Here is a 16,309-nt window from a genome sequence, read left to right as displayed (position 1 = left end):
CGGCCCGGGCGCACCGCGCCGCGTGCCCGCGTCCCTCCGCGCGTGCCCGCGTCCCCCTTCACGACCCTTCCCGCACACCCTTCACGATCTTTTCGGCCGCACCCGCCGCCGGAGTGTTCACCTGCGGCCGCGGGGGTGATGAGATGTTCGGACCCTGGCCGACCCGGCCGGCCGGCGAGGCCGCCGGGCCACCGTACGGAGGAGTGAGAACGATGCGGGTGCCCATGACCATCGCGGACTTCCTCGAGCGGGCGGAGATCGGCTTCGCCGACAGCCCCGGAGTGGTGGACGAGCCGGTCCAGCCCGCGACGCCGGTGCCCGACGGCGGCTACGGGCGGTTCGCCGAACGGGTCCGCGCCTGGCAGGCGGGCTTCGACGCCCTCGGCGTCGCGGAGGGCGAACGGATCGCCGTGGTCAGCCACAACTCGGCCCGGCTGCTGGAGCTGCTGTTCGCGGTGCCGATGAGCGGGCGGATCTGCGTCCCCGTGAACTTCCGGCTGAAGCCCGAGGAGGTCGACTACATCGTCCGCCAGTGCGGCGCCTCGGTGCTCCTCGTCGACCCCGAACTCGACGCCGACCTGGCCCGGGTCACCGCGCCCCACCGCTTCGTCCTCGGCGAGGAGACGGAGGCGCTGATGCGGTTCGGCGTCACGCCGCGGCCCTGGTCGGACCCGGACGAGGACGCCACCGCCACCATCAACTACACCTCCGGCACCACCGCACGGCCCAAGGGCGTCCAGCTCACCCACCGCAACATCTGGGTGGACGCGGTCACCTTCGGCCTGCACACCCGGGCCTGGGAACGCGACGTCTACATGCATGTGCTCCCCATGTTCCATTGCAACGGTTGGGGCATGCCGTTCGTGATGGCCGGTCTGGGCGTCCCGCAGATCGTCCTGCGCAAGGTCGACGGAGCCGAGATCCTGCGCCGCGTCGAGCGGCACGGCGTCACGCTGATGTGCGGCGCGCCCGCCGTCTGGAACGCCGTGCTCGACGCCGCCGCCGACTGGAAGGGCGGGATCCCCGGCCGCGACCGGGTGCGCATCGTCTGCGCGGGCGCCCCGCCGCCGAGCCGCACCATCCAGCGGGTCGGCGAGGAACTCGGCTGGGAGTTCCTCCAGATCTACGGCCTCACCGAGACGGCCCCGCTGCTCACCTTCAACCGCTCGCTGCCCGCCGACGACGCCCTGCCCCCGCACGAGCGCGCCCACCGGCTGTCCCGCGCCGGCCTGCCCACCCTGGGCACGCGGCTCGCGGTCTCCGACTCCGGCGAGGTGCTGGCCCGCTCCAACACCGTGATGGAGGGCTACTGGGAGAAGCCCGAGGCCAGCGCGGAGGCGCTGGAGGACGGCTGGTTCCACACCGGCGACGGCGGCTTCCTCGACCGGCGGGACGGCCACCTGACCATCTCCGACCGCAAGAAGGACGTCATCATCACCGGCGGCGAGAACGTCTCGTCCATCGAGGTGGAGGACGTCGTCTTCGGCCACCCCGCGGTCGCCGAGGTCGCGGTCATCGGCGTGCCCCACGAGAAGTGGGGCGAGACGGTCAAGGCGCTGGTGGTCCTCGCCGAGGGCGCCACCGCGGACGAGGCCGAGATCATCGCCCACTGCAAGGAGCGGATGGCCGGCTACAAGGCGCCCACCAGCGTGGAGTTCCGCGCGTCCATCCCGCGCACCGCCACCGGCAAGATCCAGAAGTTCAAGCTGCGGCAGCCGTACTGGGAGGGCACCGACCGCGCCGTCAACTGAGCCCGGTACCCTGCGGAGCATGAGCGCTCTCGACGGCCTGGCCGCCGCCCCGTACGTCTCTGTGACGACCTTCCGCAAGGACGGGCGGGCGGTGGCCACGCCCGTCTGGGTGGTACCGGACGGCGACGGGGCGCTGGCCGTGTGGACCCGCGTGGACAGCGGCAAGGTCAAGCGCATCCGCCGCGAGGGCCGGGTGACCGTCGCCCCGTGCGACTTCCGCGGGAACCTGCGCGGCGAGGCCGTCGAGGCCCGCGCCCGGCTCGGCACCCCCGAGGAGACGGCGCGGGTCCGCCGGGCCGTCGCCCGCAAGTACGGCATCACCGGCCGCCTGACCCTCCTCGGCAGCCGCCTCCGCGGCGGCCTCGCCGCGACGACGGCGGTCCTCATCACCCCGGCCGCCTGACCGGCCGCGGCGGCCGGCTCCTTCAGCCCTCCCCGTCGCCCGGGCGGGAGGACCGGCCGCCGAAGACGCCGCGGACCTGCTCCGCCGCCGAGCCGAGGCCCAGCATCAGCTCCAGCGCGGTGCGGGCCATCTGTTCCTTCGACACGGTCTCGGCCGCCAGCGACAGCATCACGTTCTGCATCTCCGTCCTGAACACGTCGATGAGCGAGAGCTCCGGCGCGAGGTGCCGCACCGACCCCTCCACGTTGGCGAACGCCTTGCCGAGGACCGCGATCGCCGGGCTGGTCCTGATGCCCCGCCGGGTGGAGCAGGTCAGGACGCGGGTGAGGGTCAGGCCGAAGTTCAGCTCCTCCAGGGAGGCGTCGGCGATCTGCGGCACCAGCACGGCCATGTCGGAGGCGAACGCCCCGGTCTGCGCCCACGGGGTCGCGTGCCCCAGCTCCACCCACGCCTTGGCCAGGCCATGACCGTCGTTCTGGGCCAGTGTCATGAGGATGAGCATCAGCAGCATGCCGGTGCGCCGGTCGGTGCGGCCCACCATGCCCCAGTCGATCAGTGTGGCCCGCTCGCCCGGCGCCACGAAGACGTTGCCGGGGTGGAGATCGGCGTGGAAGAAGCGGTCGACGAAGAAGCCCCGGAAGACGAAGGCCAGCAGATCCTCCCCGATGCCCAGTCGCTCGGCCCTCGAGAAGTCGCCGTGCTCGGCATGCCGCACCGACCGGCCGGGCGCCAGACTCTGGACGAGGACGCGCGGGGTGGCCAGGACCACCTCCGGTACCGCGAGGTGCTTGAAGGACGTGACGAGCTCGGCGGCCCGCCTCATGTTGCGCGCCTCGACGGTGAAGTCGAGCTCCGGCCGCATCGCGTCGAAGAGGACGTCGAGCATGGCCCCCACGTCGACGACCGAGGTGAACCGCGGAGCCAGCCGTCCGGTGACGCGTGCCGTGCGTCGCAGGACGGCCATGTCCTGGGCCACCGTCTCACGGACCCCGGGCCGCTGGATCTTGACGACGACGGGCCGCCCGTCCCTCAGGTTCGCCCGGTACACCTGCGCCAAGGACGCTGCCCCCAGCGGCCGCGCGGTGTCGACGTCCCGCAGCTCCCGCGTCCAGTGCGGGCCCATTTCGGCCCGCAGGACCGGCTCCAGGGCCCGGAAGGGCAGCACGGAGGCGTTGTCGTGCAGCTTCTCCAACTCCGGGATCACGTACTCCGGGACGATGTCCGGGCGCGTGGAGAGCATCTGGCCGACCTTCGTGTAGAAGGGCCCGAGCTGCTCGAAGAAGCGGCGGACGTCCCGCGCCCGCTCCGCGCGCTGCCGCATCCGCGCGTCGTGGGAGCCGTGTCCCGGGCGGCGGCTGCGCAGGCTCCGGGACAGCTCCTCGGCCACCAGGTGCCCGGCGGCCCGGGACACCTGGCGCAGACGGCCGTTGCTCACAGAAGACCGCCCGGGGGAGACGCAGTGACGGAGGGGGAGACGTCGGCGACGGGACCGCCGCCGGTCAGGCGCGCCGCGACTCCCGGAGGCTCGTGGAACCCCCGGAGACCGGGGCGTCCCTCAACGCCGCGACGAGGGCGCCGAGTTCGGACCTCAGGGCCTCGACGGTCTCCCTGAGGTCCTCGTCGCCGGTCACCTCCTGCCGACGGCTCTGGCGCGGCACTCCGGCGGTCCTGGGCGTCACCCGGCCCCGCGCGGCACGGACGTCGTCCTCCTCCGCGGAACGCCTGCCGTCCTCCCGGGGCGGCCAGGGGCCCTCCCGGTCCCGGCGATCCCCTCGGTCCCGCCGCCGGCGGCGACCACCGTCGTCCTCCCGTTGCAGCCAGCGGGGCTGCCGGCGGTCGTCGTCCCAGCGGTCGTCCCACCGGTCGTCCCACCGGTCACGGTCACGGTCACGGTCGCGGTCACGGTCGCGGTCACCGTCACGACCGCGGTCGTGGTCGTGGTCGCACCGCCGGTGCCGGTCGTGGCGCCTCCCCCTCTCCCCGCGCCTGCCGTGCTCTCCGTAGTCGATGATGTCGTCGAACGCCTCCTTGAGATCGTCCGTGAGACCGCCGAGGAGGTCCCGGAAGGTGTCGCTCGTGCTCTTTCCCATGCGTCCTCTTCCTTTCGAGCCTTACGGGCGGGCGTGGTCCTCGGGGGTCATCGCCCGCGGTCGAGGTGGAGGACGCACCCGTCACGGATGCCCAGCCAGATGGCGCGGTCCGCGCCCGGGCCGTCGAGCATGGAACGGTCGTAGCGGACGTCCCGGTCGTCGGCGCGGACGGTGACCCAGACGTTCTCCAGCAGCCAGGAGTCGCCCTCCAGTTGCGCGTTGAGACGCAGGTAGACCGGGTGGCGTTCGACGTCGTCGAGGGTGAGGCGCGGTGCGGTGGGGTCGTTGGTCGACGGGTGGGTGACCGTGCTGCCGCAGCCCAGGCGGAAGACGTTCCGGTCCCCGCGGCGGAAGTCGTCCTCGTCGTAGTTGTCCAGCAGGAATTCACGTCCTCCGATACCCAGGTAGAGCAGGGCGTCCGTTCCCGCGTCCGGTTCGTCGCCGGTGATTACTTCGATTTCGATCGATTCGATGTCGGCCATGCCGTTTCCTTCACTTCCGGCCGAGGCCACGGAAAACGCGCGGACCGTTCCGATCCATTCCCGTGGACGCTGAGCAAGGTATTCCCGGCTCGCGGTGATGAAATGCACCGCGCCGCCGCTTCTCTGTGCGCGTGACCTGAAATGCTATTTCATGCGTTTCCTTTCCCTGTGGGGTTTCTCCGTCCTACCGGGCGCGTGCGACCAGGTAGTCCCCCAGCGCGGCCAGTTCCGCTCCGGCGCGGGGGCAGAGTGAGAAGGGCGCGACGGCCCGTCGGGCGCGCTCCAGCGCGGTGCGGCCCTCGTCCAGCACCAGGCCGGGCCCGCCCGCCTCGTCGAGCAACTCGGTGGCCCTCGCGACCCGTTCGCCGTCCGTGGTGGTCGGGTCGGCCAGCAGTTCGGCCAGGCGGGCGGCCGACGGGCCGCCCCGTTCCAGGGCCCTGAGCACCGGCAGCGTCTTCTTGCGCTGCCGCAGGTCGCTCCCCACGGGCTTGCCGGTCCGTCCGGGGTCACCCCAGATGCCCAGGACGTCGTCCATGATCTGGAACGCCAGACCCATCTCCCGGCCCGCGGCGACGAAGGCCTCCACCTGCGGCCGCGCACCGCCCCCCAGCAGCGCGCCGAGTCCGGCCGAGAAGCCGAGCAGGGCCCCGGTCTTGTCCATCGCCATGGCCCGGTACTCGGCGGGGGTCACCGCCTCCGTGCCGCGCCAGGGGCGTTCCTCGAAGGCCATGTCCTCGGTCTGGCCGCGCATCAGGGCCAGCAGGCAGTCGCACAGGAGGGCCACGGCCGCCTCGGAGTGGCCGGCGGTGGAGCGGGCCGCGGTCTCCGTCGCGAGGGTCAGCAGAATGTCGCCGGTGAGGACGGCGGGGCCGACGCCGTACGCCTTCCACACCGTGGGGCGGTGCCGTCGCCGTTCGTCGCGGTCGATGATGTCGTCGTGCACGAGGCTGAAGGCGTGCACGAGTTCCGCGGCCACGGCGGCGGGAACGGCGTCCTGGGCGCGGCCTCCGACGGCCTCGGCGGACAGGACGGCCAGCACCTGCCGGACGCCCTTGCCCGTCCCCTTCCCCGCGTCGGGGCGGGGAACGCCGTCCGCGCCGCACCAGCCGAAGGAGTAGCGGACCATCAGCGCGGTTCTGGGGTGGAGTTCGTCGGCGACCGCGCGGAGCGCGGGCTGGACCAGACGACGGCAGCGGTCGACGACGTCGCCGAAGCGGTCCTGGGGGATGACAGGCACACGTGTCATACGTTCGTCCTCCGTTCTTCTCGCGGCGGCCCGGCCGTCCCGCCGGCTAGGCGAGGTCGTCCCACCACCACGCGATGGACGCGGCGGGTACCGGGCGGCTGTCACCGTCGACCGGCTGCCGCGCCCACACCGCCGCGGGGACGTCCCCGGCGGCGTCCGTCCGGTCGCCCACGTAACGCGGCACGCGCAACCCCCACTCGGCGTTGCCGCGGATGCCGTGGCACAGGCCGAGGAGGTAGGCGCGGAGCCCGGAGCTCGCTCCCCTGCGCACCCGCTCGTACAGGGAGAGGAAGCGCACCAGGATGCGGTCCCGCACGCCGGTGGCCGTCCTCACGACGTCCGGCAGGGGCAGCCCCGTGCTCCGTCCCAGCACCGTGTAGATGTTCAGGTCCTGGCCGTCGCAGAGCTCCCGGCGCAGCGAGTGCCGGTCGTTGTCGAGCGCGGCCACCATGATGGCCATCTCGGTGAGGGCGCGCACCGCGGGCCGGTGCATCTCCGCCGCCTGCACCTCGGCGCCGGTAGCCAACTCCAGCATGGCGAACGTGGGTTCGCCGCCGGAGGACAGCAGCCGCATGGCCAGGTACTCGTCCAGTCCGGGGGTCCGCCCCTGGGCCAGGACGCCCACCTGCCAGCACACACCCGACAGCCAGGCCCGGTGGGCCGCGGCGAAGCGGCGGAACTGCGTGTCCGTGCCGAGGGAACGGAAACGGGCGGCGATGTCCCGCAGCGGGGGCCCGAACCGCTCGTCCGCCTCCACGGCCGACGGCGCCTCCAGCGCCCGCTGGACCCGTCCGGCCAGCGCGCCGAACTCGGCGGGCCGTCTGCTCAGCGGTCCGGTGTCGCAGCGCGCGTCGTCGAAGGCGAAACCCCAGTACACCCACGCCGCGGTGGCCAGCAGACGGTCGTCGTCCGCCGAAGGGGCGAATCTCCCGTAGAAGTCGACGCTCCGGGAAGCGGCCACCTGTCGGTATTCCTCGTCGGTGCCGCACATCCCGCAGGTGCGGAGCCATTCCCTGGCGCGCTGCTCGACCTGGGCGGAGCGGGGATGGGAGCGGGATTCCAGTGGACAGTAGAAGGGCGGCAGTTCGACAGCGCTGATCCGGGATTCCACCACGGTCGGTCCTTCCAGTAGACCGTGCTTCCTGCTCCATCAGGCTGGCATTTGCCGCAGGTCCGGGAAAGGCATCGGACGAATAACCTACCTAACAGGTGAAAAACTGGAGCATCACATCAGAAAATCGCGGGGTCGGCGCCCCGGCGGCCGGAAAACGGCGCCGGCCGCGTCCCGCCCTCCGGCGGGTGCTCTTCACCACGACTGCGCCGTACGGGAGCCGTGGGACGACCGGACGGCTACCGTGTGAGACGGACCGCTCGCGGCGGAAGGAGTCCGAGATGCCGTACCGGAAGCGGGGGAAGGGCCCGGCCCTGCTGGTCGCGGCGGGGCTGACGCTCGCCGCCTGCGGGTCCGTGGAGGCCTCGGAACCCGGGGGCCCGTCGCGTCCCCCCGGCGCGGCCGAGGTCCCCGCGCCCGCACGGGTGTCCCCGTCGGCGGCGCAGGGGACACCCACGGACCAGGCCGAACAGGCCGAACAGGTGCGTCTCACGGTCACCGGAGGCATCGCCGGCGTCCATCGCTCCATCCTGGCGTCCACCGACGGCACCGTGGAGATCAGCGACCGCAGCGAGGGCTCCCGCGAGGCCGATCCCCTCTCCGGCGCGGAGCGGGCCCGGCTGAAGGACCTGCTGGTCGAGGTGGACTTCGCCCGGCTGCCCGCGCGCAGCGTCAACGAAGGCGCCCGCGACATGTTTCTCTACGCGCTGGAGCACGACGGCCACGTCGTCGTCACCGACCGCAGCGTCCCGCTGGGCACGGCCGACGACCTGATCGCCCATCTGGAACGGCACCTCGAGGAGCGGCTCTGAGCGTCCCCGACCTGTGGCGCCGGCGCCCTCACCGCCCTGCTGCTGCCGCCGCGTCCAGGACCTGCGCGGCAACCGGGTGCGGGCGCGCTGCAACGATCCTCGCCGACGACCCGGTGGCCGTGGCGCTGGAGAGGCGCGGATGCGTGGTACCGGCCTGACCGCCGCGTCCCGGGGCCGGCCTTCCGTGACCGCCCGGGGTCAGTCGTCCGCGGCGTCCTCGCCGTACACCTGCTCCGTCCAGATGGTCTTGCCGTCGGCGGTGTAGCGGCTGCCCCACCGGTCGGTCATCTGGGCGACCAGGAACAGCCCCCGGCCCCCCTCGTCGGACGCCCGTGCCCGGCGCAGGTGCGGCTGGGACTGGCTGGGGTCGGAGACCTCGCAGATCAGCCGTTCGTCCTTGATGAGCCGCAGACCGATCGGCCCGCCCGCGTGGCGGAGGGCATTGGTGACCAGCTCGCTGACGACCAGTTCGGTGCTGAACACCAGCTCCTCCAGCCCCCAGGCGGTGAGCTGGGCCGAGGCCAGCGCGCGGGCGTGGTTGACCTCGCCGGGCTCGGCGGACAGCTCCCAGTGGGCCGTGCGCGTGGGCGGCACACGGTCTACCCGGGCCAGGAGCAGGGCGACGTCCTCGGCGCGCGGCCGGGACCGCAGGCGGCGCAGGAGCGGGGCGGTGAGCACAGCCACCGGGATGTCGCTGCGGGCGGCGGCGCGGGCGCTCTCGACGAGGTGGCCCAGGTCTCCCGCACCGGCGGGGGAGGGCCCCGTGGACGTCCCGCTGTGGAAGGCGAGGACGTCACCGGGGTCCAGGAGGAACCGCACCGGCTCGAACGGCTGCTTGGCGCCGCTGCCGAGCGCGGGCCCCGGCTCGAGACCGGCCTGCGTCACCTCACCGGTTCCCCGGCGGCCCACCAGCGGCGCCGGATGGCCGGCGCTCGCCATGCAGCACACGCCGCCGATCGGGTCGTAGGTGGCGTACACGCACGTCGCGCCGTACAGGGATCCGGCCGTCGACGCGGGACGGTCGCCCTCGTCCTTTCCCATGCGGCTCACCAGGTCGTTCAGATGGCCGAGGAGTTCCTCCGGGGGCAGGTCCACGTCGGCCAGGGTCTGCACGGCGGAGCGCAGCCGGCCCATCGCACCGGCGGCGTGCACCCCGTGCCCGGCGACCCGGCCGATCACGAAGGCGGTCCGCGCCCCGGACAGCCGGATCACGTCGTACCAGCTCCCGCCCGTCCCGGCCGCGCTGCTCGCCGGGGCGTAGACGCCCGAGCTGTGCGCGGCCGTCGTCCGCCGCACCGGGGGCGGCAGCAGACTGCGCTGGAGCTCCTCGACGGTGCGCCGCTCGCGCGTGTACCGGCGGGCGGTCTCCAGGTTCAGCGCCGCCCGCGAGGCGATCGAATCGATCAGCGGGACGTCCCCCTCACCGAACGGCAGCCGGTCCGAACGGCGCCACGCCGACAGGACGCCCAGGACGTGTCCACGGGCCACCAGCGGCACGAACAGGGCGGAGGAGGCCGCCGCGGGGAGCAGCAGCCGCCGCCGTTCCTCGTCGACGTCGGGGTGCCGCCGCAGCCGGTCCAGGTCGGGCACCACCTGCGTGCCCCCGCGGCCGACGGTGTCGGTCTCCAGACTCCGGGCGCGCACCGGATCGCCGAGCTGGTGGAGTTCGGGCGGCCAGACGCCGTCCGAGGAGGCGACCGCGACCCTGCGCAGCGGCGTGCCCGGCGCGAAGGAGCCGGCCTCGTCCCCCCGGCGCGCCCGATCCGTCACGTCGAGGCAGGCCAGGTCCGCGAAGTCCGTCACCAGCAGCCGCACGACGTCCTCCGCGGTGCGGGTCACGTCGAGCGACCGGCCCAGCCGGTAGGCGGAGGAGTGGAGCAGCGACAGCTCGCGTTCGGCGGCGTTCCGCTCGGTGACGTCGGTGAGCACCGCGGCGGCGCCGAGCACCCGGCCGTCGGCGTCCTCCAGGCGGAACGCGGACGCGGAGACCGACCGCTCCCGCTCCGGCAGGCCCGCCCAGCGGGCGAGGAACTCGCGTTCGGCGGGCGGCTCCCCGGTCTCCAGCACCTGCCGCAGCCAGGTGCCGATCCGGGCGGCGTCCTCGGCCACCAGGGCGTCCTCCAGCCGCCCCTCGTACGGGCCGCCGCCCAGCGGGCGGTCCAGCCCGAAGAAACCCGGACCGAGCAGCAGGCGCTCCGGCGCATCCGCCCCGCGGACCACCAGCCCCACCCCGTTCTGCTCGAAGAACCCGCGCACCAGGGCCTGGTCCCGGCGGACCCCCGTGCCGGGGCCGATCAGGACCAGGTGGCCGGGCGGGCCTCCGGCGGGCAGCGGCGCGACCTCGGCCTCCGCCTCCACCCGGGTGCCGTCCCGGTGCCGCAGGACCAGGGAGGCCGCACCCCTGCCGGCCCGGCGGCCCCAGCCACCGGTGGGCGCGGTGACGCACAGGTCCGCCAGCGGGCGACCCTCGACCTGCTCCGCGCCGAGACCGAGGAGGTCGTCCACGGCCCCGGTGCACCGCACCACGGTCCCCTCCTCGTCGAGCAGGAACACCACCGGCCGGCCGCAAGCGGCAGCGGACTCCTCACGACGCACACCCTCGCCCACCTGCTCGCCGCCTCACTCGGTACCGGGGACACCTCCCCTCATTGGAGGGAAGAGGACGTCGCTTGACCACTCGCCATGCCGGGCGCGCGGAAAGGAAGAAACCGATGCCGCCGGGGCCGTGACCGGCTCGAACGGTCCGCCGCGCACCCGCCGGGTTGACGCCGGGAGGGTCCCGGGCCCGAAGCTGTCCCGGTGACCGCACCCAGAACCCGGCGGCCCCGGCTGCCCCAACTGCCCCCGGCCTACCGGCCGGTGCTCGCCCACCGTCCCTTCCGGCGACTGCTCCCGGCCTTCGTGGCCTCCGACTTCGGCGACGGGATGGCGATCGTCACCGTGCCGTGGCTCGCCGTGCTGCTCGCGCCCGAGGGCAGCCGCGGCCTCTACGTCGGCACCGCCGTCGCCGCGTACGCCCTGCCCGGAGCGCTCGGGGCGCTGCTGCTGGGGCGGTGGATGCGGCGCTTCCCGGCCCGGCGCCTGCTGTTCACCGACGCGGTGCTGCGGGCCTCCATGCTCGCCTGCGTGCCCCTGGCCTGGGCCCTGGGCGTGCTGACGCCCTGGCTGTACGTGGTGCTGCTGGCCGCCTCCTCGCTGCTGCACGCGTGGGGGAGCGCGGGCAAGTACGCGCTGCTCGCCACGCTCCTGCCGTCCGGGCAACGGCTGCCCGCCAACGCCCTGGTCAGCGCGAGTGCCTCGGCGGCGATGGTGTTCGGGCCCGCCGCGGCCGGAGTGCTGATCACCGTGGTGCACCCCGCCTGGATCATCGGGATCGACGCCCTGACCTTCGCCGTCCTCGCTCTCGGCGCCGCCCGCGTCCGCCCCGGGACGCCCGGCGAGCCCAAGACGGCCGACCCCGGTCCGGCCGACCCGGTGGCCGACACCGTGGGTGACCCGGCGGGCGACCCCGTGGGCGGCGTCGGCGGGAAGTCGACGGCCGCCCTCGCGCTCTTCCGGCAGCGGCCCGAACTGCTGGGCATCCTGGCGCTCACCTGGTTCTTCTTCTTCCTCTACGGCCCCGTCGAGGTGGCCCTCCCCCTGCACGTCACCGACGACCTGGGCCAGGGTGCCGGGCTGCTGGGCCTGTACTGGACCCTGTTCAGCGTCGGCGCGGTCCTGGGCGGGCTGGCCGCCGGAATGCTGCGACGGCTCCCGCTGTGGCCGACGGCGCTGGGCATCGTCGCGGGATGGGGCCTGGTCCTGCTCCCCTTCGGCCTCGGAGCGCCGCCGGCGGTGACCGTGGCCTGCTTCGCCCTGGGCGGAGTGATCTACGGCCCCTTCACCGCGCTGTCGTTCACGCTGTTCCAGGACCGCACCCCCGAGGCCTGGCTGACCACCGTGCTCGCCGTCCGCGGGGCCGCCCTGCTCGCCTCCTCGCCGATGGGCACCGCCCTCGGCGGTCCGCTCACCGCCGCCTTCGGGCCCCGGGCCGTCCTGGCGGGGTCCGGGGTCGCCACGCTCGCCCTGGTCGCCGGAGCGGTCGCCCTCGCCCTGCGGGCCAGGACCCGGGGCAAGGGCACGAAGGCGGCACCGGACCCGGCCGGAGCCGCCTGACACCCGGCTCCCGGCATCCGGCTCCTGCAACCCGGCTCCCGGCATCCGGCTCCTGCAACCCGGCCCCTGACGCACGGCGCCGCGTGCCACCGGGGCCCGCCCCGCACACGGGCGCGGGCCCCGGGGCGAGGTGCACCCGGGGCCCGCGTGAGGGACCGCGTGAGGATCAGAAACGGTCGCCCTTCGGCCTGCCACGCTGGTCGGGAGTGCCGTGCGGCGGCGGGCTGTACGGCTGCGGGGACGTCCTCGGCGACACCGGGGAACCGCCCGCCACGCCGCCCTGCTCGGGACGCAGGCCGGTGGGGTCGCCCCCGGTCGGCTCCGCTCCGTGGCGCAGCTGGTCCAGGCGCGCGGAGAGCACCTGGGTGGCCGGCACCCGGTGACCGTGCTCCTTCTCGTGGGTCAGGAGCTTCTCCACCTGGTCCGACGTCAGCGAACGGATCCGGCTCTCCAGCGAGCCCAGCGGCAACTGGTCGTAGTCGGGGAGCGGCAGGTCGTCGCGGCCGGAATGGGACATGGTCACTCACTCACTTCCTGCGATGAGGGTGCGATGGTGCGGGGGGAGGCGGTACCGCCTCAGCGGTGGCCGCCGCCCCCGCTGCCGAAGCCGCCGCTGCTGCCCTCGTTCCAGCGCGGGCGCGGCGGTTCCTCCTCGGAGGGGACGGTCCCCTGCGGGTCGAGCTGGTACGGCGTGAGCCGGTCGTGGTCGTGCCTCGGCACGTCGTCGGCGTCGCGCGTCGTCCGGTCCTCGCGCACCGGCCCGCCCGGAGGCATCTTGGGCTGCTCCTCCGGAGTCGGCCTGCGCGGCTCGCGCTGGCGGACCCGCCAGCCGAACACCACCGCCGCGATCAGCATGGCCGCCACGATCGCGCCGAGGATGAACGGAGCCAGGCCGCCGATCTGCCCCTCTTCCAGGGCGAAATCCACCCATTCGTCACTCATGGTATGTACCTACCCTAGATCGCTGGATATGAACCGATCAGCGTTCCGCGCCGCGCCGACCGGCCGGACCGGGCTCAGTCCCCCTCCCGGGCGGACCGGGTCCGTGAACGGTTGGCCTTGCGGATCGCGTCCAGCAGCTCCGGCTTGCCCATCCGCGACCGGCCGGGCACCTCCAGCCGCCGGGCCAGCTCGTACAGGTGCTCCTTCGAGGCGTCCTCGTCCACCCCCTCGCCGCTGCGGCCGCCCTGCTGCCGAGGCCGCGCCGACCGCGGGTCGGAGGGCCCCTTGCGGCCGCCCTCCTTGCGTTCCCAGTGGTCGCCGACCTTCTCGTGCGTGTGCTTCAGCGCCCCGTACGCCACCCGGTGCGCGCGCTCGCCCTCGCCGTACTGCTCCACGGCCGAGTCGTGCGCCTTGATCCAGGTGCGCCGCGCCTCCTCGGAGGAGCGTTCGAGCGTGGACGGCAGTTCCTCGCGGCCGGGCATCGGATCACCCCTTCCGTTCGTCGGTCCCTGCGTCGCCGGGTGCCCGGGGACCGGCGTTTGACACCGCCGGACGGGGCAACTCGGGCCCCGTGACGAGCGCATCCCAGGACGAGCTGTACCGGTTCCTGGAGGACCGGTTCGCCTGCGCGCAGGCCTGCACCGAGTGTGCGCGGGCCTGCGCCCTGCGCGCGGGATTCATGGATCCGGACGGCACCGAGGCGCAGGACCGCGCCCGGCGCAAGGGCATCATGTGCGCCGAGGTGTGCGACGCGACCTGCCGGGTGCTGTCCGAGCAGACCGGACTGGACGAGGCAGGGCTGCGGATGCAGGTCGAATGGTGCCGCACCGTCTGCCTCGAGTGCGCCGAGGTCTTCGACGCCTGCCCCGGCGCGGAGGAGGCGGCCAAGGCCTGCCGCCGCTGCGCCGAGGCCTGCACGGAGTTCCTCGCCACGCTCGCCGCGTAGCGCGGGCCCGTACCGACGCACCACCCTCGCAGGAGGTACACCATGGCCGACACCAACCCGATCGAGCTGCAGAAGGCCCTCAGCGGCATGGACTACCCGACGGACAAGAAGTCCCTGGTGGACCGCGCCAGGAGCAACCACGCCGACGGCAAGCTCGTCGAGAAGCTGGAGAACCTCAGGCAGGACAGCTTCGACGGCCCCAACGAGGTGCAGAAGGCGGTGTTCAAGGGCTGATCCGCCCCCGCCGGCCACCGCCCGCCCGGCGGTGCCGGACGCCGCGAACACCGACCGCCGCCGCGGTCCCGAGGACGGAACGGGACCGCGGCGGCAGACGTCTTGACCCCGGCGGCGGCCCCGCGCAGGATCGGCGCCATGAGCCCAACCGCCGCCGGCAACGGCAACGCCAGCACCGTCGACGCCGTCCTGCGCCGCAGCGCGCGCCGCACCCCCGGCCGGGTCGCGGTCGACTACGCCGACCGGTCGTGGACCTACGCCGAACTCGACGACGCCGTCTCCCGCGCCGCCGGCGTGCTCCGCTCCGAGGGCCTGGAACCCGGCGACCGGGTGGCCTCCTACGGGCACAACTCCGACGCCTACCTGATCGGTTACCTCGCCTGCGCCCGCGCCGGTCTGGTGCACGTGCCGGTCAACCAGAACCTCACCGGCGACGACCTGGAGTACCTGCTCGACCAGTCCGGCAGCGCCCTGGTCCTCGCCGACCCGGCGATCGCCGGGCGCCTCCCGGCCGGCGCCCGCGTCCTCCCCCTGCGCGACGGCGACGACTCCCTCCTCGCCCGCCTCGCCTCCGCCGCCCCCTACGACGGCCCCGGACCCGGCGCCGAGGACCTGGCCCAGCTCCTCTACACCTCCGGCACCACCGCCCTCCCCAAGGGCGCGATGATGACCCACCGGGCGCTCGTCCACGAGTACCTGAGCGCCGTCACCGCCCTCGGACTCGACGCCGAGGACCGGCCCGTGCACTGCCTGCCGCTGTACCACTCGGCGCAGATGCACGTCTTCCTGCTGCCCTACCTTGCGGTCGGCGCGCACAACACCATCCTCGACGCCCCCGACGGCGACCGTCTCTTCGACCTGATCGAAGCCGGGCGCGCGGACAGCGTGTTCGCCCCGCCCACCGTCTGGATCGCCCTCGCCAACCGCCCCGACTTCGCCACCCGCGACCTCGGCGCACTCCGCAAGGCCTTCTACGGCGCGTCCATCATGCCGGTACCGGTCCTCGAGAGACTGCGCGAACGCCTGCCCGGCCTGGCCTTCCACAACTGCTTCGGCCAGAGCGAGATCGGCCCCCTCGCCATGGTGCTCGGACCCGAGGAGCACGACGGCCGGATGGACTCCTGCGGCCGCCCCGTCCTGTTCGTCGAGGCGCGCGTCGTCGACGAGGACGGCAAGGACGTCCCCGACGGCACCCCCGGCGAGATCGTCTACCGCTCCCCGCAGCTCTGCGAGGGCTACTGGGAGAAGCCCGAGGAGACCCAGGAGGCCTTCCGGGACGGCTGGTTCCACTCCGGTGACCTCGCCGTCCGCGACGCCGAGGGCTACCACACCATCGTCGACCGGGTGAAGGACGTGATCAACTCCGGCGGGGTGCTGGTGGCCTCCCGCCAGGTCGAGGACGTCCTCTACACCCACCCCCGGATCGCCGAGGCCGCCGTGGTCGGGCTGCCCGACGAGCGCTGGATCGAGGCCGTCACGGCCTTCGTGGTACCGCGCGGCGAGGTCACCGAGGAGGAACTCGTCGCCCACGCCAAGGAGCGGCTGGCCTCCTTCAAGGCGCCCAAGCGCGTGGTCCTCGTCGACGAACTGCCGCGCAACGCCAGCGGAAAGATCCTCAAGCGCGAGCTGCGCGACCGGTTCGGCGCCACGGGCTGAGCCGCCGTGCCGCGCCGCGAGCCCGTGCCGCCGAGCCGCGCCGCGAGCCCGTGCCGCCGTCCCGCGCACGAGCCCGTGCCGCGAGTCCGTGCACGACCCCGTGCCGGGCGAGCGCGGCACGGGGCCTGTCCGCGGACCCGACCGGTCGGTAGGCTGTCCGCCGACGACAACGGGAGGAGCACGGACGTGGCCGACAGCACCACCCAGCAGCAGCGCCGCACCGGCTGGGACAAGCCGGACCACCTGGACCTCAGCAACGCAGAGTGGCGCTCCAGCAGCCGCGGCCGCGGCGACGTCCAGATCGCCTTCGTCGAGGGCTTCGTCGCGATGCGCAACAGCCGGCGGCCCGAGAGCCCGTCCCTGATCTTCACCCCCGACGAGTGGGGGGTCTTCGTCTCGGACACCCGCAAGGGCGAGTTCGACCTGACCTGACCTGACCTGACCTGGCCCGCCCCTCAGCCACCCCGGTCCGCCCCCCCCG

17 protein-coding genes are annotated in these 16,309 nt (G+C 73.9%); 8 read left to right on the top strand and 9 right to left on the bottom strand.

The window, feature by feature from the left end:
- Nucleotides 1-212: 212 nt before the first annotated feature.
- Nucleotides 213-1,751, top strand: a complete 1,539-nt coding sequence (locus ABZ836_RS05390; protein WP_361139503.1) for an AMP-binding protein — start codon at nt 213-215, stop codon at nt 1,749-1,751.
- A 19-nt stretch (nt 1,752-1,770) separates the two neighbouring features.
- Nucleotides 1,771-2,154: a PPOX class F420-dependent oxidoreductase gene (locus tag ABZ836_RS05385; RefSeq protein WP_361139500.1), complete on the top strand. Its 384-nt coding sequence runs from the start codon at nt 1,771-1,773 to the stop codon at nt 2,152-2,154.
- A gap of 22 nt (nt 2,155-2,176) precedes the next feature.
- Here ABZ836_RS05385 and ABZ836_RS05380 read toward each other — a convergent pair whose 3' ends face one another.
- From ABZ836_RS05380 to ABZ836_RS05360, 5 genes are all read right to left on the bottom strand, one after another.
- A complete protein-coding gene (locus ABZ836_RS05380; RefSeq protein WP_361139497.1) occupies nt 2,177-3,589 on the bottom strand; it encodes an AarF/UbiB family protein in 1,413 nt (470 codons plus the stop codon).
- Between the two features lie 64 nt (nt 3,590-3,653).
- Complete coding sequence (locus ABZ836_RS05375; RefSeq protein ID WP_361139494.1) at nt 3,654-4,244, bottom strand: hypothetical protein; 591 nt, start codon at nt 4,242-4,244, stop codon at nt 3,654-3,656.
- Nucleotides 4,245-4,291: 47 nt separating this feature from the next.
- Nucleotides 4,292-4,726: a hypothetical protein gene (locus ABZ836_RS05370; protein WP_361139491.1), complete on the bottom strand. Its 435-nt coding sequence runs from the start codon at nt 4,724-4,726 to the stop codon at nt 4,292-4,294.
- A gap of 184 nt (nt 4,727-4,910) precedes the next feature.
- Nucleotides 4,911-5,972 carry a polyprenyl synthetase family protein gene (locus ABZ836_RS05365; RefSeq protein ID WP_361139488.1) on the bottom strand — a complete coding sequence of 354 codons (1,062 nt, stop codon included), beginning with the start codon at nt 5,970-5,972 and terminating at the stop codon, nt 4,911-4,913.
- 46 nt (nt 5,973-6,018) lie between these two features.
- On the bottom strand, nt 6,019-7,086 hold the full coding sequence (locus ABZ836_RS05360; protein ID WP_361139485.1) for a hypothetical protein: 1,068 nt from the start codon (nt 7,084-7,086) through the stop codon (nt 6,019-6,021).
- A 278-nt stretch (nt 7,087-7,364) separates the two neighbouring features.
- Between ABZ836_RS05360 and ABZ836_RS05355 the strand changes: the two genes are divergently transcribed.
- Nucleotides 7,365-7,895, top strand: coding sequence for a hypothetical protein (locus ABZ836_RS05355; RefSeq protein WP_356127298.1), 531 nt, complete (start codon nt 7,365-7,367; stop codon nt 7,893-7,895).
- 198 nt (nt 7,896-8,093) lie between these two features.
- Here ABZ836_RS05355 and ABZ836_RS05350 read toward each other — a convergent pair whose 3' ends face one another.
- Nucleotides 8,094-10,490, bottom strand: a complete 2,397-nt coding sequence (locus ABZ836_RS05350; protein ID WP_361139482.1) for a SpoIIE family protein phosphatase — start codon at nt 10,488-10,490, stop codon at nt 8,094-8,096.
- Between the two features lie 204 nt (nt 10,491-10,694).
- Here ABZ836_RS05350 and ABZ836_RS05345 point away from each other — a divergent pair, with 204 nt between their 5' ends.
- Nucleotides 10,695-12,050, top strand: a complete 1,356-nt coding sequence (locus ABZ836_RS05345; protein ID WP_361139479.1) for an MFS transporter — start codon at nt 10,695-10,697, stop codon at nt 12,048-12,050.
- 166 nt (nt 12,051-12,216) lie between these two features.
- Here the strand turns inward: ABZ836_RS05345 and ABZ836_RS05340 are convergent, their stop codons facing one another.
- The 3 genes from ABZ836_RS05340 to ABZ836_RS05330 form a co-directional block, all read right to left on the bottom strand.
- A complete protein-coding gene (locus ABZ836_RS05340) occupies nt 12,217-12,567 on the bottom strand; it encodes a hypothetical protein (protein ID WP_356128344.1) in 351 nt (116 codons plus the stop codon).
- Nucleotides 12,568-12,626: 59 nt separating this feature from the next.
- Nucleotides 12,627-12,992 (bottom strand): DUF6479 family protein, encoded by a 366-nt coding sequence (locus ABZ836_RS05335; protein WP_356127289.1) that lies wholly within the window; start codon nt 12,990-12,992, stop codon nt 12,627-12,629.
- Nucleotides 12,993-13,066: 74 nt separating this feature from the next.
- Nucleotides 13,067-13,474 (bottom strand): ChaB family protein, encoded by a 408-nt coding sequence (locus ABZ836_RS05330; RefSeq protein ID WP_356127286.1) that lies wholly within the window; start codon nt 13,472-13,474, stop codon nt 13,067-13,069.
- 89 nt (nt 13,475-13,563) lie between these two features.
- Between ABZ836_RS05330 and ABZ836_RS05325 the strand changes: the two genes are divergently transcribed.
- The 4 genes from ABZ836_RS05325 (at nt 13,564) to ABZ836_RS05310 (ending at nt 16,260) form a co-directional block, all read left to right on the top strand.
- A complete protein-coding gene (locus ABZ836_RS05325; RefSeq protein ID WP_356127283.1) occupies nt 13,564-13,938 on the top strand; it encodes a ferredoxin in 375 nt (124 codons plus the stop codon).
- A gap of 42 nt (nt 13,939-13,980) precedes the next feature.
- A complete protein-coding gene (locus ABZ836_RS05320; RefSeq protein ID WP_356127280.1) occupies nt 13,981-14,172 on the top strand; it encodes a DUF2795 domain-containing protein in 192 nt (63 codons plus the stop codon).
- 138 nt (nt 14,173-14,310) lie between these two features.
- Nucleotides 14,311-15,828: an acyl-CoA synthetase gene (locus ABZ836_RS05315; RefSeq protein ID WP_361139474.1), complete on the top strand. Its 1,518-nt coding sequence runs from the start codon at nt 14,311-14,313 to the stop codon at nt 15,826-15,828.
- 186 nt (nt 15,829-16,014) lie between these two features.
- Entirely contained in the window at nt 16,015-16,260 is a 246-nt protein-coding gene (locus tag ABZ836_RS05310; RefSeq protein ID WP_361139471.1) for a DUF397 domain-containing protein, read from the top strand.
- Nucleotides 16,261-16,309: the final 49 nt, after the last annotated feature.

The sequence above is a fragment of the Streptomyces sp. NPDC047130 genome, from assembly GCF_040643475.1.
Classification (GTDB): Bacteria; Actinomycetota; Actinomycetes; order Streptomycetales; family Streptomycetaceae; genus Streptomyces.
Note: the sequence above shows the minus strand (reverse complement) of the source record. Positions and strands in the feature narration are given on the sequence as shown.